At 60.1% G+C, this 23,947-nt stretch carries 21 protein-coding genes and 1 pseudogene; 12 read left to right on the top strand and 10 right to left on the bottom strand.

Translation table 11 applies throughout. From position 1 onward, the window contains the following. Positions 1-24 precede the first annotated feature (24 nt). From ACORLH_RS10000 to ACORLH_RS09960, 9 genes are all read left to right on the top strand, one after another. On the top strand, positions 25-462 hold the full coding sequence (locus tag ACORLH_RS10000) for a hypothetical protein (RefSeq protein WP_321832533.1): 438 nt from the start codon (positions 25-27) through the stop codon (positions 460-462). A 73-nt stretch (positions 463-535) separates the two neighbouring features. Further along, a complete protein-coding gene (locus tag ACORLH_RS09995) occupies positions 536-961 on the top strand; it encodes a hypothetical protein (RefSeq protein ID WP_321832532.1) in 426 nt (141 codons plus the stop codon). A 33-nt stretch (positions 962-994) separates the two neighbouring features. After that, the gene (locus ACORLH_RS09990) at positions 995-1,414 is read left to right on the top strand and encodes a hypothetical protein (protein ID WP_321832531.1); all 420 of its coding nucleotides are present in this window, start codon (positions 995-997) and stop codon (positions 1,412-1,414) included. 135 nt (positions 1,415-1,549) lie between these two features. Next, positions 1,550-1,951 carry a hypothetical protein gene (locus tag ACORLH_RS09985; protein ID WP_321832530.1) on the top strand — a complete coding sequence of 134 codons (402 nt, stop codon included), beginning with the start codon at positions 1,550-1,552 and terminating at the stop codon, positions 1,949-1,951. A 59-nt stretch (positions 1,952-2,010) separates the two neighbouring features. Then, positions 2,011-2,448: a hypothetical protein gene (locus ACORLH_RS09980; protein ID WP_321832529.1), complete on the top strand. Its 438-nt coding sequence runs from the start codon at positions 2,011-2,013 to the stop codon at positions 2,446-2,448. Between the two features lie 149 nt (positions 2,449-2,597). Further along, a complete protein-coding gene (locus ACORLH_RS09975) occupies positions 2,598-3,743 on the top strand; it encodes an acyl-CoA dehydrogenase family protein (RefSeq protein WP_321832528.1) in 1,146 nt (381 codons plus the stop codon). A gap of 3 nt (positions 3,744-3,746) precedes the next feature. Next, a complete protein-coding gene (locus ACORLH_RS09970) occupies positions 3,747-4,778 on the top strand; it encodes an enoyl-CoA hydratase/isomerase family protein (RefSeq protein WP_321832527.1) in 1,032 nt (343 codons plus the stop codon). A 10-nt stretch (positions 4,779-4,788) separates the two neighbouring features. Next, the gene (mmsB, locus tag ACORLH_RS09965; RefSeq protein ID WP_321832526.1) at positions 4,789-5,661 is read left to right on the top strand and encodes a 3-hydroxyisobutyrate dehydrogenase; all 873 of its coding nucleotides are present in this window, start codon (positions 4,789-4,791) and stop codon (positions 5,659-5,661) included. Positions 5,662-5,792: 131 nt separating this feature from the next. Beyond that, positions 5,793-5,990, top strand: coding sequence for a YgaP family membrane protein (locus ACORLH_RS09960; protein WP_058241893.1), 198 nt, complete (start codon positions 5,793-5,795; stop codon positions 5,988-5,990). A gap of 52 nt (positions 5,991-6,042) precedes the next feature. Here the strand turns inward: ACORLH_RS09960 and ACORLH_RS09955 are convergent, their stop codons facing one another. The 3 genes from ACORLH_RS09955 to uvrA all read right to left on the bottom strand — a co-directional run bounded on the left by ACORLH_RS09955 (position 6,043) and on the right by uvrA (position 10,153). Further along, positions 6,043-6,744 carry a GIN domain-containing protein gene (locus ACORLH_RS09955; protein ID WP_321832525.1) on the bottom strand — a complete coding sequence of 234 codons (702 nt, stop codon included), beginning with the start codon at positions 6,742-6,744 and terminating at the stop codon, positions 6,043-6,045. A gap of 101 nt (positions 6,745-6,845) precedes the next feature. Continuing rightward, positions 6,846-7,274, bottom strand: coding sequence for an NUDIX hydrolase (locus ACORLH_RS09950; protein ID WP_321832524.1), 429 nt, complete (start codon positions 7,272-7,274; stop codon positions 6,846-6,848). After that, complete coding sequence (gene uvrA / locus ACORLH_RS09945; RefSeq protein WP_321832523.1) at positions 7,271-10,153, bottom strand: excinuclease ABC subunit UvrA; 2,883 nt, start codon at positions 10,151-10,153, stop codon at positions 7,271-7,273. Before uvrA ends, ACORLH_RS09950 begins: the two co-directional genes overlap by 4 nt. A gap of 177 nt (positions 10,154-10,330) precedes the next feature. Between uvrA and ACORLH_RS09940 the strand changes: the two genes are divergently transcribed. Beyond that, complete coding sequence (locus tag ACORLH_RS09940) at positions 10,331-13,351, top strand: VWA domain-containing protein (protein ID WP_321832522.1); 3,021 nt, start codon at positions 10,331-10,333, stop codon at positions 13,349-13,351. 195 nt (positions 13,352-13,546) lie between these two features. Then, positions 13,547-13,900, top strand: coding sequence for a rhodanese-like domain-containing protein (locus tag ACORLH_RS09935; RefSeq protein WP_321832521.1), 354 nt, complete (start codon positions 13,547-13,549; stop codon positions 13,898-13,900). A gap of 18 nt (positions 13,901-13,918) precedes the next feature. On the opposite strand, the gene ACORLH_RS09930 is transcribed toward ACORLH_RS09935, so the two are convergent. The 7 genes and pseudogenes from ACORLH_RS09930 to ACORLH_RS09900 all read right to left on the bottom strand — a co-directional run bounded on the left by ACORLH_RS09930 (position 13,919) and on the right by ACORLH_RS09900 (position 23,315). Continuing rightward, positions 13,919-14,428, bottom strand: a complete 510-nt coding sequence (locus ACORLH_RS09930) for a hypothetical protein (RefSeq protein ID WP_321832881.1) — start codon at positions 14,426-14,428, stop codon at positions 13,919-13,921. A gap of 73 nt (positions 14,429-14,501) precedes the next feature. Further along, positions 14,502-15,065: pseudogene (locus ACORLH_RS09925) on the bottom strand (MFS transporter); the annotation flags it as partial. A 128-nt stretch (positions 15,066-15,193) separates the two neighbouring features. Next, on the bottom strand, positions 15,194-16,591 hold the full coding sequence (gene lpdA, locus ACORLH_RS09920; RefSeq protein WP_321832520.1) for a dihydrolipoyl dehydrogenase: 1,398 nt from the start codon (positions 16,589-16,591) through the stop codon (positions 15,194-15,196). Between the two features lie 145 nt (positions 16,592-16,736). Further along, complete coding sequence (locus tag ACORLH_RS09915) at positions 16,737-17,327, bottom strand: DUF924 family protein (protein WP_321832806.1); 591 nt, start codon at positions 17,325-17,327, stop codon at positions 16,737-16,739. A 126-nt stretch (positions 17,328-17,453) separates the two neighbouring features. Then, positions 17,454-18,722: an MFS transporter gene (locus tag ACORLH_RS09910; protein WP_321832519.1), complete on the bottom strand. Its 1,269-nt coding sequence runs from the start codon at positions 18,720-18,722 to the stop codon at positions 17,454-17,456. A 169-nt stretch (positions 18,723-18,891) separates the two neighbouring features. Then, positions 18,892-19,944 (bottom strand): tRNA preQ1(34) S-adenosylmethionine ribosyltransferase-isomerase QueA, encoded by a 1,053-nt coding sequence (queA, locus tag ACORLH_RS09905; protein ID WP_321832518.1) that lies wholly within the window; start codon positions 19,942-19,944, stop codon positions 18,892-18,894. A gap of 68 nt (positions 19,945-20,012) precedes the next feature. After that, complete coding sequence (locus tag ACORLH_RS09900) at positions 20,013-23,315, bottom strand: AsmA-like C-terminal region-containing protein (protein ID WP_321832517.1); 3,303 nt, start codon at positions 23,313-23,315, stop codon at positions 20,013-20,015. A 172-nt stretch (positions 23,316-23,487) separates the two neighbouring features. On the opposite strand from ACORLH_RS09900, the gene ACORLH_RS09895 reads away from it, so the two are divergent. Next, on the top strand, positions 23,488-23,943 hold the full coding sequence (locus tag ACORLH_RS09895; protein ID WP_321832516.1) for a peroxiredoxin: 456 nt from the start codon (positions 23,488-23,490) through the stop codon (positions 23,941-23,943). The last annotated feature ends 4 nt before the right edge of the window (positions 23,944-23,947 follow it).

Below are 23,947 nucleotides of genomic sequence, written 5' to 3'. Positions count from 1 at the left end.
CGTTTTTCTTTGGACCATTTCACGATGCCCGCATCGACCACGATCTACCCCGAGTGGAATTTGGCGTTGGTACGGTACTCAGATTACCTTTTAACGATTGAGACCGCTCAGAACTTTGAAAAATACCTGAACCACCGGGATTTCCGGACCCATCACCACTGCCTGTTTGACCTGAACCGGGTCACCGGCGCGCAGATGGATCTGGTCAAAATGCGCGAGCTGCAGAAATACCGGATGCAAAAGATTGCCCCAAACGGGGATCCTGTACGGCTGGTGCTCTTTGCCCAAACCGATTTTGGCTGCACCTTTGCCCGCCTGATTGCCAAAACCTGGGAACCTTCGGGCGCGGAAATTTCAATTGTCGAAGACAGCGAAGCCGCCGCGCTCGCATTGCTGGAAATCCCCCTCGACGATTTCGCGGCCTTGGCGCAACAGCGCAACCGCCCCACTGCCGCAGGGTAAATTATTCTTGATTTGGGCAGACTTACACCGCAAGCTGAAGTGAGAAGAATAACAATTCAGGCAGCCCCCCGACGTGACGGTCAGCTTCAAGATCCTGGCGAAAGAAGACATCGTCTATTTCCGTTACAGCGGCCACATTCGTGCTGGGGAAACCAAAGCTTTGCTGGCCAAGCTGACTGTAGATCCCGACTATCACCCGAAATTACAACAACTTGCCGACTTCACCGAAGTTGTCTCGGTTGAGTTGGACTATGCCAAGGCGATGCAGGCAATGCGCACCACATTGGCCGAGTTGAAACAGGTCGACTACCCGCCCACCCCGATCTATCTGGCGCCCACGGATGTGGCGATGAGCTTTGCCAAAATGATCTGCCACCTCTGGGACGGGTTGCCCATGCCGCAGCCGATCATCTGCGAAACCACAGATGAGGCGCTTAGGTTTCTGGATGATCCCGACGACAGATTACGACAGGTGATCAGCGCCCCCCTGCTGCCCTAATCCCCCCACCCCCCAAAATCCGAAAGACCACTCATGGCCATTGACCTAGACATCCTGTTGCAACGCAATCTTGTGATCATGGTTTGGTCCGGCATCGTGAATGATGACCAAAGCGCCGAGGCGCTGCAGACCTATGCGACCCATCCCGATGCACGGATTGGTCAGGATATTCTCAGCGACATGAGCGGGGTTGAAACCGGATATTTTGACCTACCTAAACGATTGGCGCTGCAGGCGTCACTGGACCGGGTTCTAGGACTCGGCGACAAGACCCGTACCATCGTTTACTTTGCGCCAACCCCGCAATCACAGGAATTGGCCGATCAATATGCCGCGCTTTGGGATGCCACGCCCTCTGTGACCGCCCATGTCACCGAAAACGAAGCCGAAGCGCTGGCTCTGCTTAAAATTACGGCAGGATCAATCGCGGAAGTACTGGATAGAAATGAATAAATTTGAGCTTTCTACGGTATATCCCGTACTGGCCCTTTCGCCTATGAACTGTATAGTTTAGTCCTCGTAAGGTACCGATATCACTTGGTTTCACTCGACCATTTGGGAAGACCGATGCCGCTAGAAATAAGCATTTTGGAAAAATCGGATCTCATGTTCATGCGATCCCACGGATTGGTGACTGACGCGGATTCCATTGCCGCGTTTGAAACCTATGCCACCCATCCGGCGGCCCGCCCGGGACAGAACATGTTGAACGACATGTCCGGATTTGAAGAAAGCCGGATCGACTATCAAAAACGGATGGCTCTGCATTCCATCATGGAACCGATCCTGACCATGGGCGGGATGGGGCGGACCTATGTGATGTACGTGCCGGACGGTCGCTCGGCCCAATTGGCCCAGAATTACTTACGCTTCTGGGAAGCGGTGCCGCTGATTGATGTACATCTGACCGCCAGCGAAAGCGAAGCGTTACGTATTCTTAAATTGCCATACACCTCATTTGCTGAAATGATAGCGGCTGAAAAAGACTGACCCCCACGTCTTTGACCTGTGTCTTATCCAAATCGCGCTGATTGCAGGAGGACACAAGCGTGCCTGTCGAATTCGAAGTATTTCCCGATCACAATCTGGTCTATGTGCGCTATCAGGGCGCCGTCGTGGTCGAAGAGGTCAGCACCCTGCTGCTGCGCTATCGCAGCCACGTGGACTATTCCCCACATCAGCGCCAACTGGCAGATCTGTCCCGGGTCACCCTGGTCAAGCTGGAACTGCCAGCGCTACTGGCCCTGCAGCAACAGGTGCTACAGGCGCAAAACCTGCATGCCCCCACCACAACTATGGTGTTTTACGCGCCAAACGCCCTGTCGCAGGACATCGCCGCAAACATGCGGCGGTTCTGGGCGCCCTTCCCTTCGGTGCGTGTTTCCATCGCTGAAACCGCGCAGGACGCGATGATGCAGCTGCCGCTGAACGCCCCGCAGATCCAGGCCCGTATGGAAACCCCGGCACATCTGAAATCCGCAGAATAATCTCCTTTTTTTGCGGCGTTTTCCTGTGGCTTTGCCCTTGCAAAACTTCTGTAGGAATTGGAAATTAAACAGGCGTTCAATAATGGACGCCGCATGGGGTTCCCCGTGCCGGCAATGGTTTCGCGCGACACTTACCGGAGGACGAGCCAGTGGATTTTGCACTGACCGAAGAACAAACCGCCATTTTCGACATGGCCAAGGCATTTGGCGAAGAACATATCGCCCCACATGCCCACCAATGGGAAAAAGACGGCACCATCCCCAAGGCGCTGTGGTCCGAAGTGGGCGCGCTGGGTCTGGGCGGTATCTATGTCTCTGAGGAGTCGGGCGGCTCGGGCCTTGGCCGGTTGGACGCCACTTTGGTTTTTGAAGCCCTTTCAATGGCTTGCCCCTCGGTGGCGGCCTTCCTGTCGATCCACAACATGTGCGCCAAGATGCTGGACACCTTTGGCGATGATCACGTGAAGGAACAGTTCCTCGCGCCTGCGATCACCATGGACAAGGTGCTGAGCTACTGCCTGACCGAACCGGGATCTGGCTCAGACGCGGCGGCGCTGAAAACCCGCGCCGAACGTAGCAACGAAGGCTACACGCTGAACGGCACCAAGGCCTTTATCTCAGGCGGCGGCTATTCGGACACCTATGTGGTTATGGTCCGCACCGGCGATAATGGCCCCAAAGGCATCTCCACCGTGGTGGTGGATGACGGCACCGCCGGCCTCAGCTTTGGTGGGCTTGAGGACAAGATGGGCTGGAAAAGCCAGCCGACCCGTCAGGTGCAGTTTGACGACTGCAAAATCCCCGCCGCCAACCTGGTCGGCAGCGAAGGTGACGGGTTCAAATACGCGATGGCGGGTCTGGATGGCGGGCGCTTGAACATTTCGGCCTGTAGTCTGGGGGCGGCGCAATCCGCACTGACCGCCACACTGCAATACATGAGCGAACGCAAGGCCTTCGGCAAATCCATCGACCAATTCCAGGCGCTGCAATTCCGTCTGGCGGATATGGAGATTGAGCTGCAAGCCGCCCGCACCTTCCTGCGTCAGGCCGCGTGGAAACTGGATCAGGGTGCGCCCGATGCCACCAAATTCTGCGCCATGGCCAAACGTTTTGTGACCGAGACCGGATCGAAAGTGGCAAACGAATGCCTGCAGTTGCACGGTGGCTATGGCTATTTGGCCGACTACGGTGTTGAAAAGATCGTGCGTGACCTGCGGGTGCATGAGATCCTTGAAGGCACCAATGAAATCATGCGCTTGATCGTGGCGCGGCAACTGCTGGCAGAGAACGCATAACCCATGGCTGACATCCACACCCGTATCGATGGCCAGATCGGCCGGATCACCCTGACCCGTCCCAAGGCGCTGAATGCGCTCAGCTATGAGATGTGCCTTGAGATTGAGAAGGCGCTGGATGCCTGGGCGACTGATGACGCCGTGAAGATGGTGCTGCTGGACGCTGAGGGGGAACGTGCCTTCTGCGCTGGCGGTGACATCGCCGCCATGTATGAGGCCGGCACCAAAGGCGAATATGAGATCGCCCGCACCTTCTGGCGTGACGAATACCGGATGAACGCCAGACTGTTCAACTTCCCCAAGCCCGTGGCCTCGCTGATGCAGGGGTTCACCATGGGCGGCGGCGTTGGCATTGGCTGTCATGGCTCCCACCGCGTGGTTGGCGAAAGCAGCCAGATCGCCATGCCCGAAACCGGCATCGGGTTGATTCCGGATGTGGGCGGCACCCTGATCCTGGGCCGTGCGCCGGGGCGGATTGGCGAATATCTGGGCGCCACAGGCGGACGGATTGGGCCAGCCGATGCCATCCACGCCGGCTTTGCCGACTACTTCGTGCCAGAGGAAAAATGGGCTGCGCTGACGGCGGAACTGGCCCAGACCGGTGACTGGGAAGCCATTGATCGCGCGGCAGAAAAAGCCCCGGACGGCGTTCTGGCCGCACAACAGGATGAGATCGATACGCTCTTTGCCGGTGACGGGCTGACGGATGTGTTGAACGCCCTCAACGGTGCGGACAGCGACTTTGCCGCCAAGGCGCTGAAAACCTTGAACCGTGTATCACCGCTTTCTGCCGGCTGCACGATCGAACTGGTGCACCGCGCCCGGGCCACGGACGACATCAAGAAAGCGCTGGAGCAGGAGTTCCGCTTCACCTACCGGTCCATGGACATGGGCGATTTTCTGGAAGGCGTCCGCGCCCAGATCATCGACAAGGACCGCAACCCCACATGGAAACATGGCAGCCCTGCCGAGGTGACCTCGCTTGAGATCACCCAGATGCTGCTGCCGCTGGGCGATGACGCCCTGAAAATCTGAGGAGACAGACATGAAAATCGGATTTATCGGACTTGGCAACATGGGTGGCCCAATGGCCGCAAACCTGGCCAAAGCAGGCCATGAGGTTGCAGGTTTTGATCTGGCCGCACCGATGCCCGAAGGCGTCAGCAAAGCCGACACAGCCGCAGCCGCAGCCACCGGCGCGGATGTGGTCATCACCATGCTGCCCAACGGTCAGATCCTGCGCGCAGTCGCCGGTGAGGTGATCCCCGCCATGACCGCAGGCGCGGTGCTCTGTGACTGTTCCACGGTGGATGTCGACAGCGCCCGCGCGGTGGCCGATCAGGCGGCGGAGGCCGGTCTTGGCGCGCTGGATGCACCGGTGTCCGGCGGCATCGGCGGCGCGGCAGGCGGCACTTTGACCTTCATGGTTGGCGGTGGCGCGGATGCTTTCGCCACGGTTGATCCGCTGTTTGACATCATGGGCCAGAAGGCCGTGCATTGCGGCGATGCGGGCGCCGGTCAGGCCGCCAAGATCTGCAACAACATGATCCTGGGCGTCACCATGGTCGCCACCTGCGAAGCCTTTGCTTTGGCTGACAAATTGGGGCTGGATCGCGGCAAGATGTTTGATGTGGTCTCCAGCTCCTCGGGCTACAGCTGGACGATGAACGCCTATTGCCCGGCCCCGGGTGTTGGCCCGCAATCACCGGCGGACAATGACTACCAGCCGGGCTTTGCCGCGGAGCTGATGCTGAAGGACCTGCGCCTCAGCCAGCAAGCCGCCGAAAGCGCCGATGCTGACACCCCGATGGGCGAACTGGCCAAGGCCCTCTATGAGCAGTTCGTTGAGAACGAAGGTGGTCAGGGCATGGACTTCTCGGCGATGCTGCCGCGCTTTGAAAAGCGTGGTCGCGGCTGAGCCTGCAATACCCTCAGTGAGGGGCAGCCCAGCCCCTCACGGATTTAGGCAATTTGACTTAAATCATATTCAACATACATAATGCATCTTATCATTGTTTCACGTTCATTAAACGGAGGTTGGTAAGACTTATGAATTTCTCTGCGAAAAACGTCGGCAGCACTGACAAATTTCTCCGCGCCGTTCTGGGCACTTTACTGATGATCGGTGCATTACTGGGCTATGGCGTCTGGATGTGGATTGGCCTCATCCCATTGGCCACCGCGCTGATCGGCAGCTGCCCGATCTACTCCCTGCTGGGGATTTCCACCTGTTCGGTGAAAAAGTAACTTAAAGCCCCGGACAAACCGCGCGTCGCGATGCCGGGGCTTTCGCTTGCCCTCAGATCACCTGAAGCGATCCGCCGCTGCTAAGGCTTTTCTTGGCGATATCCGCACCGCCCTGTACCTTCACCGACGCGCCAGAGCTGACATCAGCGCTGAGTGCTCCCGTGACATGGCCCCGCACCGAAGCGCCCGAGCTGGCGTCAAACTGCCCCATGCGGCAGACCAGATCGCTTGCCTGAATATGGGCGCCGGAACTGGCATCGGCCGTGATGGATCCACAGTGCCCTGCCACTGACACATGGGCGCCACTTGAGGCATCGACTTCAACCGAACCCTCTGAAATTCCGCGTATTTTCACGTTAGATCCGCTGGAGGCGTCCACCACCAGATCCGCCGTGCCATCGCCAGTTACACTGATGGATGCGCCGGAACTGGCCTCCGCCGCGGTGAGTTGCGGCAGGCTGACAGTGACTACAAATAGATCAGACCGCAGCGCCCCGATCAGCCCCAGCGGCTTCTTGCGCTTGATAACCAACCTGTCACCTTTCTGGCGGATCACCAGGCGGTCCAGATTACCCCGCAGGGCTTCGGCTTCAACGGCGTAGCCGGTGCCAGTCGTCACCTTGACCTCAACGCCCATTGCGGCGTCGATCCGTTGGAAATCGTCGAAGACGTAGCTGCGCTCTTCGGAAAATGCGGCCGAGGCCAGGGCAATGGCGGCGGCGCTGGTCAATACGATTGGAATTATCCCACGCATGGGTCCCTCCTTAAATGAACTCCTTCACAGATAAGTGAATCAAGTTAACATTCAAGAGGGTGGTGCAGAAAAGCTGTTAACGTAGGTTAACGCGAGCCCATTCAGGCGCTGGCCAGAACCTGTTCCAGCAGATCATCAACATACGCGCTCATCTCAATCCGACGGGCCAGCACATCCGCCACGGGAATCCACGCGGCCTCCTCTGCATCATCAGCGGCCTGTGGCACCCCGGCCTGATACCGACATTGCACCGCCACCAGATAGTAGTGATGTTTCACCGCGCCGTCACCGTGATGGCCGATCTCATCAATCCCGCCCAGCGTCCCCAAGGGCTCCGCGCGGACGCCGGTTTCTTCGGCCAATTCACGCGCGGCAGCCACGGCAACGGTTTCACCCGCCTCCACATGGCCACCGGGATAGCCCCAAAGACCGCGATCCGGTTCCTTGCGGCGGCGTACCAGCAGCACGTGATCGTCATGCACCGTCACAGCCAGCGCCGCCAGCGCTGGCCGGTTGCTCACCCCGTTCATTCGGCCGCCACCTTGGCACCTTTCAGCATCGGTTTCAGGTAGTGGCCTGTGTGGCTCTCCGCGACCTCGGACACCTGTTCAGGGGTGCCCTCAGCCACAATCCGACCACCGCCGTCACCGCCTTCGGGGCCGATATCGATGATGTGGTCGGCGGTTTTCACCACGTCCAGATTGTGTTCAATCACCACAACGGTATTGCCCTGATCCACCAGTTCATGCAGCACTTCCAACAGCTTACGCACGTCTTCGAAATGCAGGCCCGTGGTCGGCTCATCCAGAATATAGAGCGTGCGACCGGTCGAGCGGCGCGCCAGTTCCTTACTCAGCTTCACCCGCTGCGCCTCACCACCTGACAGCGTCGTGGCCTGCTGCCCAACCTTGATGTAGCCCAGACCAACCCGCACCAGCGCGTCCATCTTTTCCCGGATCGACGGCACCGCCTGGAAAAACTCCTGCGCGTCCTCAACCGTCATATCCAGCACATCGGCGATGCTTTTGCCTTTGAACTTCACCTCAAGCGTTTCGCGGTTGTACCGCGCACCATTACAGGTTTCGCAGGTCACATAGACATCCGGCAGGAAGTGCATTTCAATCTTGATCACCCCGTCGCCCTGACAGGCCTCACAGCGCCCACCTTTGACGTTGAAGGAGAAGCGACCGGGCTTATACCCCCGTGTTTTGGCCTCAGGCAGGCCGGCAAACCATTCGCGGATCGGGGTAAAGGCACCGGTGTAGGTCGCCGGGTTCGATCGCGGGGTGCGCCCGATGGGACGCTGGTCAATGTCGATCACCTTATCCAGATGCTCCAGCCCCCGGATGGTTTCGCACGGCGCCGGCGTCTGCCGCGCCCCGTTGAGCCGCATGGAGGCGGTTTTGAACAGGGTCTCAATCGTCAGGGTCGACTTGCCGCCGCCCGACACGCCGGTCACGCAGACAAATTTGCCCAGCGGGAAATCCGCCGTGACATTCTGCAGGTTGTTGCCGGTGGCCTTGACCACGGTGACCGCTTTGCCATTGCCCTCACGCCGGTCCAGCGGCACCGCGATTTCACGCGCGCCGCTGAGGTATTGACCAGTGAGCGAGTTCTTATCCGCCGCGATCTCAGACGGGGTGCCCTGTGACACGATCTGCCCGCCATGCACACCCGCCCCCGGACCGATGTCAAAGACGTAGTCCGCTTCGCGGATCGCCTCTTCGTCATGTTCCACCACGATCACGGTATTACCTTGATCCCGCAGGCTTTTCAGCGTGTCGAGCAGGCGATCATTGTCGCGCTGGTGCAGACCGATTGACGGCTCATCCAAGACATACAAAACACCCGTCAGCCCAGAACCGATCTGACTGGCCAGACGGATCCGCTGGCTTTCGCCGCCCGAAAGCGTGCCCGAGTTTCGGCTGAGCGAGAGGTATTCCAACCCCACGTTGTTAAGGAAGCCCAGACGTTCGCGGATCTCTTTCAGGATCGCGCCGGCGATGGCGTTTTTCTGGTCGGTCAAATGATCCGGCACGGTTTTGCACCAGGCATAGGCCTCACGGATGGACATTTGCACCACTTGGCCGACATGCAGCAGCTCATCCGGGCCACCGTCTGCAGGGCCGATTTTCACCGCCAGCGCCTCTTGGTTCAGCCGGTAGCCGCCACAGGTGCCGCAGGCGCGGTTGTTCTGGTAGCGTTCAAATTCCTCACGCACCCAGTTTGAATCCGTTTCACGGTAGCGCCGTTCCATATTGGGGATCACACCTTCGAAGGTGCGGGTCACCTGATAGACGCGGCCGCCTTCGTCATAGCGGAACAGGATTTCCTCTTTGCCCGAGCCATACAGGAACACCTGCTGCACCTTCTTGGGCAGGTCTTTCCACTTGGTGTTCTTGTCGAACTGATAGTGTTTCGCAATCGCTTCAATGGTTTGCAGGAAATAGGGCGATTTGCCTTTGCGCCAGGGCGCCAGCGCGCCATCGTAGACCTTCAGGCTTTGATCCGGCACCACCAGCCGTTCGTCAAAGAACAGTTCCATCCCCAGACCGTCACAATCCGGGCAGGCGCCAAAGGGCGCGTTGAAGGAAAACAGCCGTGGCTCAATCTCGGAAATGGTGAAGCCGCTGACCGGGCAGGCAAAGTTTTCAGAGAAGGTTATGCGTTCCGGATCGCCCTCTTTCGGGGCAGTTTCCATCACGGCGATACCGTCGGCCAGATCCAGCGCGGTGCGGAAACTGTCAGCCAGACGGGTTTCCAACCCCTCTTTCACCACCAGACGGTCCACAACCACATCAATGTCATGGCGGAATTTCTTGTCCAGCGTCGGCGGGGTGTCTAGATCGTGGAACTCACCATCCACCTTGACCCGCTGAAAGCCCTGTTTGCGCAGCTCCAGGAACTCTTTCTTATATTCCCCCTTACGGTCGCGCACGATCGGGGCCAGCAGATAGGCGCGGGTCCCCTCCTCCATCGTCATCACGCGGTCCACCATATCCTGCACCTGCTGCGCCTCAATCGGCAGGCCGGTGGCCGGGCTATAGGGCGTGCCCACACGGGCAAAGAGCAGACGCAGGTAATCGTAGATCTCAGTGACCGTGCCAACGGTTGAGCGCGGGTTCTTTGAGGTTGTCTTCTGCTCAATGGAGATCGCCGGGCTAAGGCCGCTGATGTGATCCACATCCGGCTTTTCCATCATATCAAGGAACTGACGGGCATAGGCGCTGAGGCTTTCCACATAGCGGCGCTGACCTTCGGCATAGATGGTGTCAAACGCCAGCGAGGACTTGCCGGAGCCGGACAGGCCGGTGATCACCACCAGCTCATCACGGGGAATATCCACGTCAATGCTTTTGAGGTTATGTTCCCGCGCGCCGCGCACTTCGATTTTCTTCAGATCAGCCATCTTCAGTCCCGAGCTCACCCCAGTGGTGGTAATCCCTAACAGATAGTTGACGCGCCGCGAGTCTCCAACCGAAAAGTGCGAACATTACACGAACATTTTAATTTCGACGTTACGCGCTTTGCCAAAATCACAAAAAGCGGCATAGTCCTGCCAATTCATTTTGACCGGAGACATTTTATGACACGTTTGCCCACCGCCCTTGCGGTGATGGCCCTGTTGGCCAGCCCGCTCACCGCGCAGGAACGCCCTGCCGCGATTTTGGTTCTGGATGGATCTGGCTCCATGTGGGGTCAGATTGATGGCACCGCGAAAATCACCATCGCCCAAGATGTGATCGGCGGGTTGATGACCACCCTGCCCGCGGATCTGGATCTGGGGCTGACGGTCTATGGCCACCGCCGCAAAGGTGATTGCGCCGATATTGAAACGCTGGTGATGCCCGGCCCAGACACTCGCGGCGCCATTACGGGCGCAGTGAACGGCATCAAACCCAAAGGCAAAACCCCCATGGCCGATGCGGTGGTCGCCGCAGCCAAGGCGCTGCGTCACACCGAAGAGGCCGCGACGGTGATCCTTGTCTCAGACGGGATTGAAACCTGCGTGCCCGATGTCTGCGCCGTGGCCCGCGCGCTGGAAGAAACCGGCGTTGATTTCACCGCCCATGTGGTGGGCTTTGGTGTGGATGACCCGGAAACACTGGCGCAGTTCCAATGTATGGCCGACAGCACCGGCGGTCAGTTCCTCTCCGCCGCCAATGCAGCGCAGCTTTCGGCCGCCCTGACCGAGGTGGCGGTGGTTGAACCCACCCCAGAGCCCGCGCCGCTGCCCGGATCGCTGATCTATTCGGTGGCCGAAAAGCACGGTGAGGCCAGCCGCCGCGTGGATGTGGAATGGTCGCTGCTCAATGAAGACGGTGAACAGATGATCACCGCCTATCACGTTGATTTTGGCGAACAGGACCTGCCCGAAGGCATCTACACCCTTACAGTCACCCGCGTCAGTGACGGCACGCGGCAGGAAAAACAGGTGGTGATCCGCCCCAATGCCCGCACTGAGGCGCATTTTGAATTTGAGGCACCGCTGCCGCAGGTCACCCTACTGGCGCCCCAAACCGCGGCTGCCGGTGCCACCATCAGCGTGGACTGGACCGGCCCCGATGCGGCGCAGGACTATCTGGACACCGCCCCCGTTGGCGCTGAGGCCCGCACCTATCTGACCTACACCTATACCGAACGCGGCAACCCCACCGCCCTGCGGGTACCGGCCCAGCCCGGAGATTATGAAATCCGCTATGTTCTGGGCGACGGTGCACAGATCCTGACCCGCGTGCCCCTCACAGTGACCCCGGCCGAATTTGCGCTGGAGGCCCCCGCCACAGCCCTGGCAGGCGCCACCATTGACGTCAGCTGGACCGGCAGCGGCTATGATGAGGATTACCTCTCCATCGCCAGCGCAGGCACCGCCCCGAACCGGTATGAGGCCTACACCTATGTGCGCAAGGGCAACCCAGCACCGCTGCTGATGCCAACCGAACCCGGCCAATATGAGATCCGCTATATCACCGGCCAGGATACATCGATCGCGGTCACCAGACTGATTGAGGTTACGGCCCTCGCCTTCACCCTCGACGCGCCGGAAAGCGCCACAGCCGGATCCACCATAGATGTCACATGGACCGGCGGTGGCTATGATGGCGACTACCTGTCGGTGGCCGCCCTCGACGCAGCGCCAAACCGGTATGAGGCCTATACCTACGTGCGCAAGGGCAACCCGGCGCCACTGTTGATGCCAACACAACCCGGCACCTATGAGATCCGCTATATCAATGGACAGGACAGCACGATCGCAACCTCCCGACAGATTGAGATCACAGCGCTCGATTTCTCCCTGCAGGCGCCGGAAACAGCCTCAGCCGGATCCACCATCGATGTCGCATGGACCGGCGGTGGCTATGATGGCGACTACCTGTCGGTTGCCGCCCTCGACGCAGCGCCAAACCGGTATGAGGCCTATACCTACGTGCGCAAGGGCAACCCGGCGCCACTGTTGATGCCAACACAACCCGGCACCTATGAGATCCGCTATATCAATGGACAGGACAGCACGATCGCAACCTCCCGACAGATTGAGATCACAGCGCTCGATTTCTCCCTGCAGGCGCCGGAAACAGCCTCAGCCGGATCCACCATCGATGTCGCATGGACGGGCGGTGGCTATAATGGCGATTACCTGTCGGTGGCCGCCCTCGACGCAGCGCCAAACCGGTATGAGGCCTATACCTACGTGCGCAAGGGCAACCCGGCACCGCTGCTGATGCCAACACAACCCGGCACCTATGAGATCCGTTATATCAATGGGCAGGACAGCACCGTTGCAACCTCCCGCCAGATCGAGATCACGGCGCTCGATTTCTCCCTGCAGGCGCCGGAAACCGCCTCGGCCGGATCCACCATCGATGTCACATGGACGGGCGGCGGCTATGATAGCGATTACCTGTCGGTCGCCGCCCTCGACGCAGCGCCAAACCGCTATGAGGCCTACACCTACGTGCGCGATGGCAACCCGGCGCCGCTGCTGATGCCCTCCGCCCCCGGCACCTATGAGATCCGCTATATCAACGGGCAGGACAGCACGATCGCAACCTCCCGCCAGATTGAGATCACCGCGCTTGATTTTTCACTCGATGCGGTGGACAGCGCCCCGCTGGGTGCAACGATTGACATCGGCTGGACCGGCGGCGGTTACAATGATGACTACCTGACCGTGGCTGAGGTGGGCAGCGATGGCGGCGCCTATCTGGGCTATGTCTATGTCCGTGAAGGCAACCCGCTACGCTTCCGCATGCCGGTGATCCCCGGCGCTTATGAGCTGCGTTATATCAACGGGCAGGATGGCTCCATCGCGCATAGCCAGCCGATCAGCCTGACCGATGTTGCTGTTACCCTGACCGCCCCGGCCAACGCCAAAGCGGGCAGCGCCATCAGCGTCAGCCATGATGGACCCGACTATGACGGTGACTATGTGACCTTTGCTGAGGTCGGTGCCAATGCAGACGCCTATCTGACCTACACCTACACCCGCGATGGATCAGATTTGCAGGTCATGACGCCGGACAGCCCCGGCACCTATGAGCTGCGCTATGTCACGGCCAACGGCGCCTCACGGGTTCTGGCCCGCCAGAGCGTTACGGTGGAATGACCGGCGTGGTGTGACGCGGTGACGTGACCAAAAGGCCACATAACGAAAACCTGCAGAAAACGACTAAAAAGCGGCCCTTCGGGGCCGTTTCTTCTGTGTAAGAGCAGTGTGTGCGGGCCGGTTTTTGGCCAATAACCAAGAAAAAGACCAAATCGGATCTTCCCCCGGACCGCCACCAAAGGACAGCCCATGTTCATGTTCCGTCAGCCCCCGTCCCCCTATTTCCGCCCCGAAGATGCGGTGCATCGTGCCATCACCGGCGGTGTTCTGGTGGTGGATGTGCGTGAGCCCGATGAACTGGCGCGTACCGGCAAGGCCAAAGGGGCCCTGCACATCCCGATGGGACGGCTGCGCGCCGCAGCAAACCCACGCGACCCGCTGTTCAACCCGCGCTTCAGCTATGACAGCACCATGGCGCTTTACTGCAGCTCCGGTGGACGGGCGCAAAACGCGCGCAAAATGCTGCAGGATATGGGCTACAGCGATGTCCATGTGATTGGCAGCTTTGACGATTGGATCTCTGCCGGCGGAACGGTTGTGGCGACCTAAGCCACGACGAGGCCTTTTTTAGGCCCGGGCTCGCAACCGCGCCAATCCCAGATGCGCCAGGGCCCCGGCCAAGAGCACCAGCAGCGCCAGCATCATCATGCCCACATAGCCCGCCCAAGCGCCGATCATCAGCATGACCGGCGTGCCCAGCGTGTTGCCCAGATTGCCAGTCTGCGCCATCGCGCCATTGGCGGCGGCGCGATCCCCCTCGGCCGTGTTCAGCTGCGGTACAATGGTAAATCCGGCCCCCTGCACCAGCCCCAGTGCAAAGGCCATCGCCAGACACAGCAGCGGCGCCCCCGGCCAGAGGATCAGCGCCAGAACCACCAGCGCCGTCAGTACAAAGCCAATGACCGCCACCCCAACAGCCGTAGTGTATCGCAGCAGATAGACCCCCAGCGTCATCGCGCTGACAATGCTCATCAAGGGCATCGCCCCAAGGGTCAGCGCCCGCCATTCTGCCGGAATGGTTGGCGGCAGCAGGGTCAGCAGGCTGACAAAACAGAAGGTGTAAAACAGCCAGCCCACTCAACCGCAGCTCGGGCACGGGATGGGGGCTGGGCGGCAGGCTCACCAGCGCCAAAAGCAGCGCAAAGCCAACCATCCACAGACCATGCACCACAAACAGCGCCGCAAGTCCCGCGTGATCCACCAGGGGCAGGCCAAACCAGGCCAACATGGTGAAGGCCACGCCGAAAAACGTGCCCCAAAGCGTCATCACAAACCCATGCCAGCGCGGCGGTGCAATCCGGGCAATCAGGGTGGGCGCTGCCACCACAATCGCCAGATGCGACAGGCCTTCAAACACACGGGCGATCAACAGCCATTCCAGCGCTGCGCCGCCCGCCAGCAGGGCCGCCTGCCCCAGCGACAGCACGCCGCCGAGGCCAAGGCCCCAAATCAAACAGCGACGCAAGCCGATGCGCGCGCCCAAAACCCCGGCAATCACCCCCAGCACAATGCCCACGCTGCCCACCAGCGAGAGCGCCAAACCCAGTTGCGTGCCCGCCTCAGGGTAAAGCGCGCCAAGCCGGTCAAAGGTCACACTGATCTTGCCGTATTGCGCTGCAGCGCCAAGGCCGGCGAACCAAATCACCGCCACCAAAAGGGCTGCGCGCCGATTGCTCAGCGGATCACTCGGCTTATGTGTTATCGGATCTGTCATCCGGCGGACCCTGCCCCGCAATCGGACCAAGGTCCAGCCCCATTCGGTTGCTCCACCCAAGGCCCGGAACAAGCCAAAAGCCGGACCTGAGGCCCGGCTTTCCGTTTCATTTCAGCAGGATATGGCCCTTAGATGTGCAGCGCCCGGCCATAGGCCGCCAGCACGCTTTCGTGCATCATCTCTGACATCGTCGGGTGCGGGAAGACGGTTTCCATCAGATCTTCCTCAGTGGTCTCCAACTGACGGGAGATCACGTAACCCTGGATCATCTCGGTCACCTCGGCGCCAACCATATGGGCGCCCAGCAGCTCACCGGTCTTTTCGTCAAAGATGGTTTTGACCATGCCTTCGGCCTCACCCATGGCAACCGCTTTACCGTTGCCGATGAAGGGGAATTTGCCGACCTTGATCTTATAACCCGCCTCTTTGGCCTTCTCTTCGGTCATCCCGACCGAGGCCACCTGCGGATGACAGTAAGTACAGCCCGCGATAGAGCCCGGCTTGATCGGGTGCACCTTCTGGCCCGCGATCAGTTCGGCCACCATGACACCTTCGTGGCTGGCTTTGTGTGCCAGCCAAGGCGCGCCGGCGATGTCGCCGATGGCATAGACGCCTTCGACACCGGTGCGGCAATATTCATCGGTGATCACATGGGTGCGGTCGATCTGCACACCCAGCGCTTCCAGCCCCAGACCTTCGGTGTTGCCGACGATGCCGACAGCGGAAATCACCGTGTCAAATTCCATCTTCTCGACCTTGCCGCCCACTTCAACATGCGCGACCACACCTTTGCCCGGCGTGCGATCCAGCTGTTTGACCATGGCTTTCTCCATGATCTTCATGCCCTGTTTGACGAACTGTTTTTTGGCAAAGGCGCTGATGTCTTTGTCTTCCACCGGCAGCACCCGGTCCATCACCTCAACCACGGTCGTGTCAGCGCCCAAGGTGTTGTAGAAGCTGGCAAATTCGATACCGATGGCGCCGGAGCCGATGACCAGCAGTTTCTTCGGCATGCGCGAAGGTTTCAGCGCGTGGCGGTAGGTCCAGACCAGATCACCGTCCGCTTCCAGACCGGGCAGTTCACGCGCACGCGCGCCGGTGGCCACGATGATGCTGGGCGCGGTCAGCTCTTCGGTGCCTTTGTCGGTTTTGACCGAGACCTTGCCTTTGCCGGTGATCGTCGCCTCACCCGAAATCGAGGTGACTTTGTTTTTCTTAAACAGGTGCTTGATACCGCCGCTCATCTGCGCGGCCACCTTGCGGGAACGGTCAACAACCGCATCCAGATCAAAGCCGAACTTATCAACGCTGAGGCCAAATTCCTTGGCGCGTTCAAACTGATGATAGACCTCAGCCGAGCGCAGCAGCGCCTTGGTGGGGATACAGCCCCAGTTCAGGCAAATGCCGCCCAGATTTTCGCGCTCCACGCAGGCCACATTCAGACCCAGCTGTGCTGCACGAATAGCAGCCACATACCCACCGGGACCCGCCCCGATCACCACGACGTCAAATGATTTGGAAGCCATCAGCCCCTCCGATTCCTGAGTTAGTTTGATATTAAACTATTTTTTTCCACGGAACAACAAACAGAAAACCCCGCAGCGATTTCATGCGCATGCGGGGTCTAACATATTCTTTTTACACAAATTTCAAGAGGCAACGCGCCCTTGATTATGCCGGTGTGGCCACCGCCGCCTGCAGCGCGCGCACCACATCGCCGTAACCGCTGTTGGCAAGGAAGTCCTTTTCCTGCGGCGTGCAGTGCCGGTTCAGCGCCTCATTGCGATAAGGGAAACGGCCGAAATCACGGATCACTTTGCGATGCGCCTTGGCGTGCAGCAGGTTGCTGGGGCCGGTTTCTGGCATCCGTTCCTTCATCATCCGCACACAGCGTTCCTGATCACACAGGTTTTCTGAATGCATCAGCGGCAGATAGAAGAACTGGCGCGCTGGCTCATCAATCTTCATGTCCCACTTATGATCAATGGCGATCTTGGCCGCGGCCAGCGCCGCCTTATCGGTCGCAAAAGCCTCACCTTTGCCACGGAACATATTGCGTGGGAACTGATCCAGCAGAATGATATAGGCTAAGGCGCCCGACGGGTAGGTCAGCCACATGCCGAACTTGCCCTCCTGCGCCTGACGCCATGCTTCGCCAAAACGGCTGAGGATGGTGGCATCCAGTTTTTCATCCACCGCATACCAGCCGTCTGGCCCCACTTCATCCAGCCAGAATTTCAGAACCTCGTCTGCCCCGACCATCGGTTCCTGAGTTGCTTTTGCTGCCCCGTTCATGCCTGCCTCCTGTTCGCAAACGGCACCCTCGATGACCCAAGGTTAATAACGAAAAACCGTTGAAGAACAGTCAATTTTTGCAACGGTTCTGTATTAATTCCCGTCATTTTGCGCATCGTCTTCTTCGTTTGCGCTATCAATTGCGTATTCCCGCGCAAACTCCACCGCAACCGGCGTCGCTGAGGGCATAACGGGGGTGTATGTGGTGGTGTCTTCGGCCGGAATCGCTGCGCGCTGCGTCATCCGGTAGAGCGCATAGCCCGCCATACTCAGCATCAGCACCGCAATCACAAAGAAATAGCCCTGCGGCCCGGAAACCGACATGATCCACCCCGCGATCACAGGCCCCAGGATCGCACCCAGCCCGTTGATGAACACCAGACCACCCGACGCGGCCGCCATGTCATCAGGGTCCAGGAAGTCATTGGTATAGGCCACCAGCAACGAATAAAGCGGGTTTGAGGTGCCGCCGATCAGGAAGGCCGCAACCAGCAGGATCTGGAACTGGCCGCCAAGCACCATACCCACAACCGCGCCAATGCCCCCCACCAAGGAGACCGCCACGATCAGCACCCGCCGGTCCATCCGGTCCGACAGCCAGCCCAGCGGGTATTGCAGCAGAACCGCCCCAACATAAAACGCCGCCACAAAGATCGAGATCTGCGGCAATGTCAGCCCAACCTCCCCGCCGTAAACCGCCGCCATGCCAAACTGCGCCGCAAAGACACCACCCAAGAGGAACATACCCATGCAGCCCAGGGGTGACAGCTCCAACAGCTCTTTGATCGACAGGGGTTTGGTGGTGTCAAAGGCCGGCGTCGGGGTGATCGACAGCAAAATCGGCGCGAATGAGATCGAAACCAGCACCGAGGGGATCACAAACAGCACGTAGCCCGACGGATCCGCCACCAACAAAAGCCCCTGCGCCGATACGATCCCGGTCATCTGCACGATCATGTAAAGCGACAGCGCCTTGCCGCGGTTTTCATTGTCGGCCGCATTGTTGATCCAGCTTTCCGCCGTCACATAAACGCCCGAGAAACAGAAGCCGATCACCACCCGGCCCAGGGCCCAGGCGACGGGATGTGCCAGCACCGGGTAAAGGATCAGCACCGCCGACACCATCGAGGCCAGCGCCGCAAAGACCCGCACGTGACCCACGCGGCGGATCATCTCAGGCGCCATGCGCGATCCGCCCAGAAAGCCGACGAAATAGGCCGACATCACAATCGACATTTCAAAGGTCGAAAACCCTTCGATATCGCCACGCACACCAAGCAAAGTCCCCTGCAGGCCGTTGCCGACCATCAGGAGCATCAAACCAAGAAACAGCGCCCAGGCGCTCGACAGGATCTGGATCATTTTCGTTGTCCCAGCTGGGGGGCCCAAGGACGGGGCCAGGATGACTAAACAGAATCGCTGGGTAACTTAGCAAGCCGCCGAAAGATGAGATGAAAACGACCCGGCCGGGTCGTTTCCAATCCGCCGGGGCAGAAAAATCAGGTGTCGATTGCGGCGGCAGACTGAGGGATCAAACCTTGGGGATCAAAAGCGAGGCATCGCCATAGGAGAAGAAGCGATAGCCCTCAGCCACCGCATGGGCATAGACCTGATCCATCACCTCTTTGCCCATCAAGGCAGAGACCAGCATCAACAGGGTCGATTTCGGCAGGTGGAAGTTGGTCATCAGCGCGTCAGTGACATTGAACTGAAAGCCGGGGTAGATGAAGATATCCGTCTCGCCTTCCCAGGCTGCAATCTGCCCCCCGCGCGCAGCGCTTTCGATCAACCGCAGCGCCGTGGTGCCCACCGGGATCACCCGGCCGCCCGCAGCTTTGGTCGCGCGCATCTCCGTGGCGGCGGCCTCACTGACCTGGCCCCATTCGGCGTGCATCTTATGGGTGGTCACATCCTCCACCTTGACCGGAAGGAAGGTGCCCGCGCCCACATGCAGGGTCACATGGGTGAAACTGACACCGCGCGCCTCCAGCGCCGCCATCAGCGCCTTGTCAAAATGCAGCGATGCGGTTGGCGCGGCGACTGCGCCCGCGTTTTTGGCCCAAAGCGTCTGGTAGTCTTCTTTATCCTGCTCATCCGCGGCACGTTTGGCGGCGATATAAGGCGGCAGTGGCATCGCACCGGCCTCGGCCAGCGCGGCGTCGAAATCATCGCCCGTCAGGTTGAACCGCAGATGCGCCTGCCCGTCCTCTTTCGCCTCCAGCGTGGCGGACAAGGCGGCGGAAAACTCAATCACCTCACCCTCGCGGATCTTTTTCAGCGGTTTCAGCAGCGCCGCCCATGTGCCATCGGCGCGGGGTTCCAGCAAGGTCACATCCATCTTGGCCCGGGTTGGCCCCTCGGCGCCCAGACGCGGACGTTCGCCAAACAGACGCGCCGGGATCACCTTGGTGTCATTCAAAACCAACCGGTCGCCGGGCCGCAGCCAATCGGGCAGATCGATCGCCACCTGATCATGGATCGCACCGCCGTCACAGACCAGCATCCGCGCCGAGGACCGCGGTTTCGCAGGCCGGGTGGCAATCAGGGTTTCAGGCAGGTCGAAATCGAAATCAGAGAGTTTCATCGGATCCGTTCTTGGGTAAAGGCGGCTTGGGGCATAGGCAGCTTGGGGCAAAGCAGATAGGCCTGCGGTTACTGCCCCACCTGCGGCGGTGGGCGGCGGAATATCTCTCTAAACATGCCGGGTGTAAAGAGCGACAGCGGATTGACCTGCACCCGCGGATTTTCTGCCGACCCTTTCAGCAGATAGTTAAAGCCGATCAGCCCTTCGCCCTTACGGGTCAGAATGGCGCCGATGCCGTTGAACATATAGACCGGTGACAACACGCCCTGAAAATCCATCGTGCCCGACTTCAGGTAAAAGATCCCATCCATCGAAATCCCCATCGAGGCCCCCACGGCCGAGGATTTCTGCAACAGCAGCTGCTCCGGGGTCAGGCGGAACTTGGCCTCCACATCGGAAAACATGATGCCGCCGCCGGCCATCTGCTCCAACACGCCAACCACGCTGACCGCATGCAGCAGGCTGGCCAGCGCCGGCACCTCAGTCACCCGGGTGTTTGATACCTGCAGCGTGCCATCGTAATGCCCCTGCTGCGTGGCCGGCGACAGGCGCAGCAGCATGTCACCATCGCGCGCCTGTTTCAGCAGCCCGGCCGCTTTGAACACGCCGCCGGCATCTTCGCTGCGGATCTCATAGCTGGCGCGGCTACCGGCACTCGCCACACGGCCGGTGATCGCCGCCGCGCCGTTGACCCGTGCAGTAAAATCGCCGTTCAGCCCCACACCTGCGTTAAAACGCCCCGTCAGACCGGTCAGGCTGATCCCATCCGAAATGCGCAGCCGGTCCAGTTTGACCTCCAACGGGGTGCTGCCCCCGGCGGTGGAGCCACCATTGGCGCTGGGGGGCCTGCGGCTCAGATCCACTGTGCCGCCAGGCAGGCTGACCGCAGGCGGGCGGCCCTTGCCCCGTCCGGTCAAGATCACCGGCGCATCCAGCCAGCCCCCGGCCTGCACCCTGTCAAAGCGCGCACTTTTCAATCCGCCATCCGCCGCAAGCGTCAGCCGCCCCGCAGCGCTGAGCCCCGGCGCACGCAGGGACAGCGCATCAACCCGTACCGGTTTGCTCAGCGCGCCGCGGATGGAAAACTCCCCTTCGCGCGATTGCGGCAAGGACCAGCCAAGCGGCGGCACCGACAGGCCCAGACCGGCCAGATCGCTGGTCAGCTCAAACAGCGGCGGCTGATCCTTTTCCAACAAAAGCGTCATCCGCCCCTCACCCGCACCGCGCAGGGTGCCTTTGGGCAGGGTGATGTTCAGCGCCTCCAGCGCCTCAGGTGTGATATCAACCGTGCCGTAAACCTGTGCCTTGCCACGTTCTTCTTTGCTGAGGCCACTTTCATAAACCGCATCAAAGGGCACGCCATCCACGGTGCCGGGCCCGATGATCACCAGCCGGTCATTGTCCACCGACAGTTCCAGCCGATCCGCACGCAGCGTCTTTTCCGGCACCAGCGTGGTGCTTTCCATGCCAGCCAGCAACGCCTCAATCTCATAGCGCACCATTTCCGGCGGCAGGCCCTTTTTCAGCGGCATCCGCAGCTGCCCCGTGGCCGCTACCTGCCCGGTTGCCAGTTCCAGATCCCGCCCGGCCTTATCCAGCACCGACAGGGGTGGCAGGTTGATCAGCGACAGCGCCGCGGTCAGGTTGCTGCGCGCGACCAGATTAACCTCCGCCGGGGCGGGTTTGATGGTGATGTCGGGAATAATAAAGGTGGTGCCGGTGATATCGATCCGCCCGCCCTCCGGCGGGGTGATATAGCCACCATCGCCGGTGACCGCGAAACGTTTGCCTTCCAGCACGCCGTGGCCCATGCCCGCCTCAATCGGTGGCAGGTGGCGCGAGTAGCGCACATTGGCGTCCTGAAACTCAAAACTGGCAAAGATATCATGCTCTTGCCCGGGCATCTTGCGGTAGGCAAAATGGCCGTTTCGAATATCCGCATGGTAGATGTTTTCTGCAACCCACTTGCGGTTTTTCACCCGAAACTCCTCAGGCCAGAGGCGCAAAACGGCCTTGGGATCCAGGGAGGCCGCCTGCGCCGAAACCGACAGCGCCCAGCCATCCTCCGCAGCACGCGCCCGGCCATTGGCGACCAACGTCTGACCCTCGGCCTCCAGCGTCAGTTCGCCCATATGCAGTTCAAACGGATCCAGCGTCAGCCGGAAACTCATCGCCGCGCGATCAACTGACACTGGCTCGGGCACCAGACCTTCGGGGGCGGCCGTCAGATCGGTCAGGGTAAACTGGCCTTGAAACGCCTCGGGAATGCCCGCTTCCAGCCCCTGCAGCACCGCCTTGCCTTCGGCCTTCAGCGACACCCAGTTGCTGTCCACGGTCAACTCATCAAAGCTGAGGCTCTGGCTGACCGGATCAAAGGTAAAATAGCTTCGGGCCGAGCGGAACGGCACCGGTTTGGTTTCCGCCGTGGGCTGGATCACGCCCTCAGCGATCTGCAAGGTGCCGCTGATCGGACCCAGATCGCCCGCCGGCGTGACCGAGCCGCGCAGCGCACCGGAAATGGGGGCTTGCACCGCTTCCAGCCAGGCGACGGCGGCTGATTGCACCGCAATATCCGGCCCCGGCATATCCTCAAAACTCATCCCGAAACGTGCGGTGGTTTCGCCGATCTTGCTTTCAAAATTGGTTTCGACCGTGGTGACATATTGATGCCCACCCAGCAGCGCCATATCGCCCCGAATGCGCAGATCATCGCCTTCCCGGGTCAGGCTGACGCGGCCGCCATCCACCGTCCAGGCGCGGCCCACACGGGCATCCTCAAACCGCAGGATCATCGCCTCCGCGGTGACATCGCGCAGATGGCGCAGCTCATCGCTTTGCATCAGCCGGTCTAGATTGGCGATCAGCTCGGCCGGGCTGGCGGCCTGCTCAACCTCTGGCAGGCTGGCGCCGAAGGCCAAATCAAAGGTCCCGTCCGCACGGCGACGCACAAACAGTTCTGCGCCCGAGACCCGCAGTTTGCCCAGCCGCATTTTGCCATCCAGCAAAGGCCGCGCGGCCAGACCTGTTTCCAGCTCGCCCAAGGCCAGGATCGGGCGGCCATCTTTGCCATCAATCTCTACCCCCTGCAGCAGCACCCGGGGTTTCAGGCTGGAGGAAACCTCAAAGTTGATCCCCTCAAAACGCACCTCTGCCCCAGGCACCATGGTGGACAGCCGCGCCTCCAGCCGGCTGTGCATCCAAGTCGGGACCGACATTTCACGCCCGATCAGCAGCAACGCCACAATGACCAGCGCAATCAGCAACAGCCCCATGCAGCCACAGCTCCAAAGGCCCGCGCGCAACAGGCGGCGGCGTTTACGCGGTGCTGCGGGTGCCGGTGTGTCGACAGCTTCGTCGACGGGTTGGGTCACCGGCGCCTCTTTTGGGTCATCTGGCGTCTGTGCGGGCTCCACCGCTTGCGCTCCTGCTGCTCGTCCCTCTCCGCGTCTGCCGCTTGCTGCGGCATTTTTGGGCGGATGACTTTCATCTTCTTGATGCAAGGCTATACCTACTGCCAAGCATATTCAATTTAGAGGACAAGACGTGTCACATAGCCCTGCCCCCGATTTCACCTTGCCGCAGGATGGCGGCGATCCCGTCACCCTGTCGGCGCTGCGCCCGGCCCCGGTTGTGTTGTTTTTCTACCCGCGCGACAACACGCCCGGCTGCACCACCGAAGCCCAAGGGTTCACTGCCATGAAAGCAGATTTCGAAGCCCTGGGCGCCCTGGTGTTCGGCATATCCAAAGACAGTATCGCCAGTCACGCAAAATTCCGCGAGAAGAAGGATTTGGGCATACCTTTGCTGTCGGATGAGGAAACCACCGCCTGTGAGGACTTCGGCGTTTGGAAGGAAAAATCCATGTATGGCAAAAAATTCATGGGGATTGAGCGGTCTACCTTTCTGATTAATGGCACCGGGGCGATTGTACGCGAATGGCGTAAAGTAAAGGTTAAGGGCCACGTCGAAGAGGTTCTGGACGCGGTCAAAGCACTGTGAGACA

The sequence above is a fragment of the Thalassovita sp. genome, assembly GCF_963691685.1.
GTDB lineage: Bacteria > Pseudomonadota > Alphaproteobacteria > Rhodobacterales > Rhodobacteraceae > Thalassobius.
This window is presented reverse-complemented; position numbering and strand designations above follow the sequence as displayed.

What these genes read in the sequence shown, in the direction of transcription:
- ACORLH_RS09955 (WP_321832525.1), bottom strand. Translation starts at nt 6,744, where the DNA reads ATGCGTGGGATAATTCCAATCGTATTGACCAGCGCCGCCGCCATTGCC.
- ACORLH_RS09940 (WP_321832522.1), top strand. Translation starts at nt 10,331, where the DNA reads ATGACACGTTTGCCCACCGCCCTTGCGGTGATGGCCCTGTTGGCCAGC.
- lpdA (WP_321832520.1), bottom strand. Translation starts at nt 16,591, where the DNA reads ATGGCTTCCAAATCATTTGACGTCGTGGTGATCGGGGCGGGTCCCGGT.
- ACORLH_RS09935 (WP_321832521.1), top strand. Translation starts at nt 13,547, where the DNA reads ATGTTCCGTCAGCCCCCGTCCCCCTATTTCCGCCCCGAAGATGCGGTG.
- mmsB (WP_321832526.1), top strand. Translation starts at nt 4,789, where the DNA reads ATGAAAATCGGATTTATCGGACTTGGCAACATGGGTGGCCCAATGGCC.
- ACORLH_RS09960 (WP_058241893.1), top strand. Translation starts at nt 5,793, where the DNA reads ATGAATTTCTCTGCGAAAAACGTCGGCAGCACTGACAAATTTCTCCGC.
- ACORLH_RS09990 (WP_321832531.1), top strand. Translation starts at nt 995, where the DNA reads ATGGCCATTGACCTAGACATCCTGTTGCAACGCAATCTTGTGATCATG.
- ACORLH_RS09915 (WP_321832806.1), bottom strand. Translation starts at nt 17,327, where the DNA reads ATGGTCGGGGCAGACGAGGTTCTGAAATTCTGGCTGGATGAAGTGGGG.
- queA (WP_321832518.1), bottom strand. Translation starts at nt 19,944, where the DNA reads ATGAAACTCTCTGATTTCGATTTCGACCTGCCTGAAACCCTGATTGCC.
- uvrA (WP_321832523.1), bottom strand. Translation starts at nt 10,153, where the DNA reads ATGGCTGATCTGAAGAAAATCGAAGTGCGCGGCGCGCGGGAACATAAC.
- ACORLH_RS09910 (WP_321832519.1), bottom strand. Translation starts at nt 18,722, where the DNA reads ATGATCCAGATCCTGTCGAGCGCCTGGGCGCTGTTTCTTGGTTTGATG.
- ACORLH_RS09950 (WP_321832524.1), bottom strand. Translation starts at nt 7,274, where the DNA reads ATGAACGGGGTGAGCAACCGGCCAGCGCTGGCGGCGCTGGCTGTGACG.
- ACORLH_RS09970 (WP_321832527.1), top strand. Translation starts at nt 3,747, where the DNA reads ATGGCTGACATCCACACCCGTATCGATGGCCAGATCGGCCGGATCACC.
- ACORLH_RS10000 (WP_321832533.1), top strand. Translation starts at nt 25, where the DNA reads ATGCCCGCATCGACCACGATCTACCCCGAGTGGAATTTGGCGTTGGTA.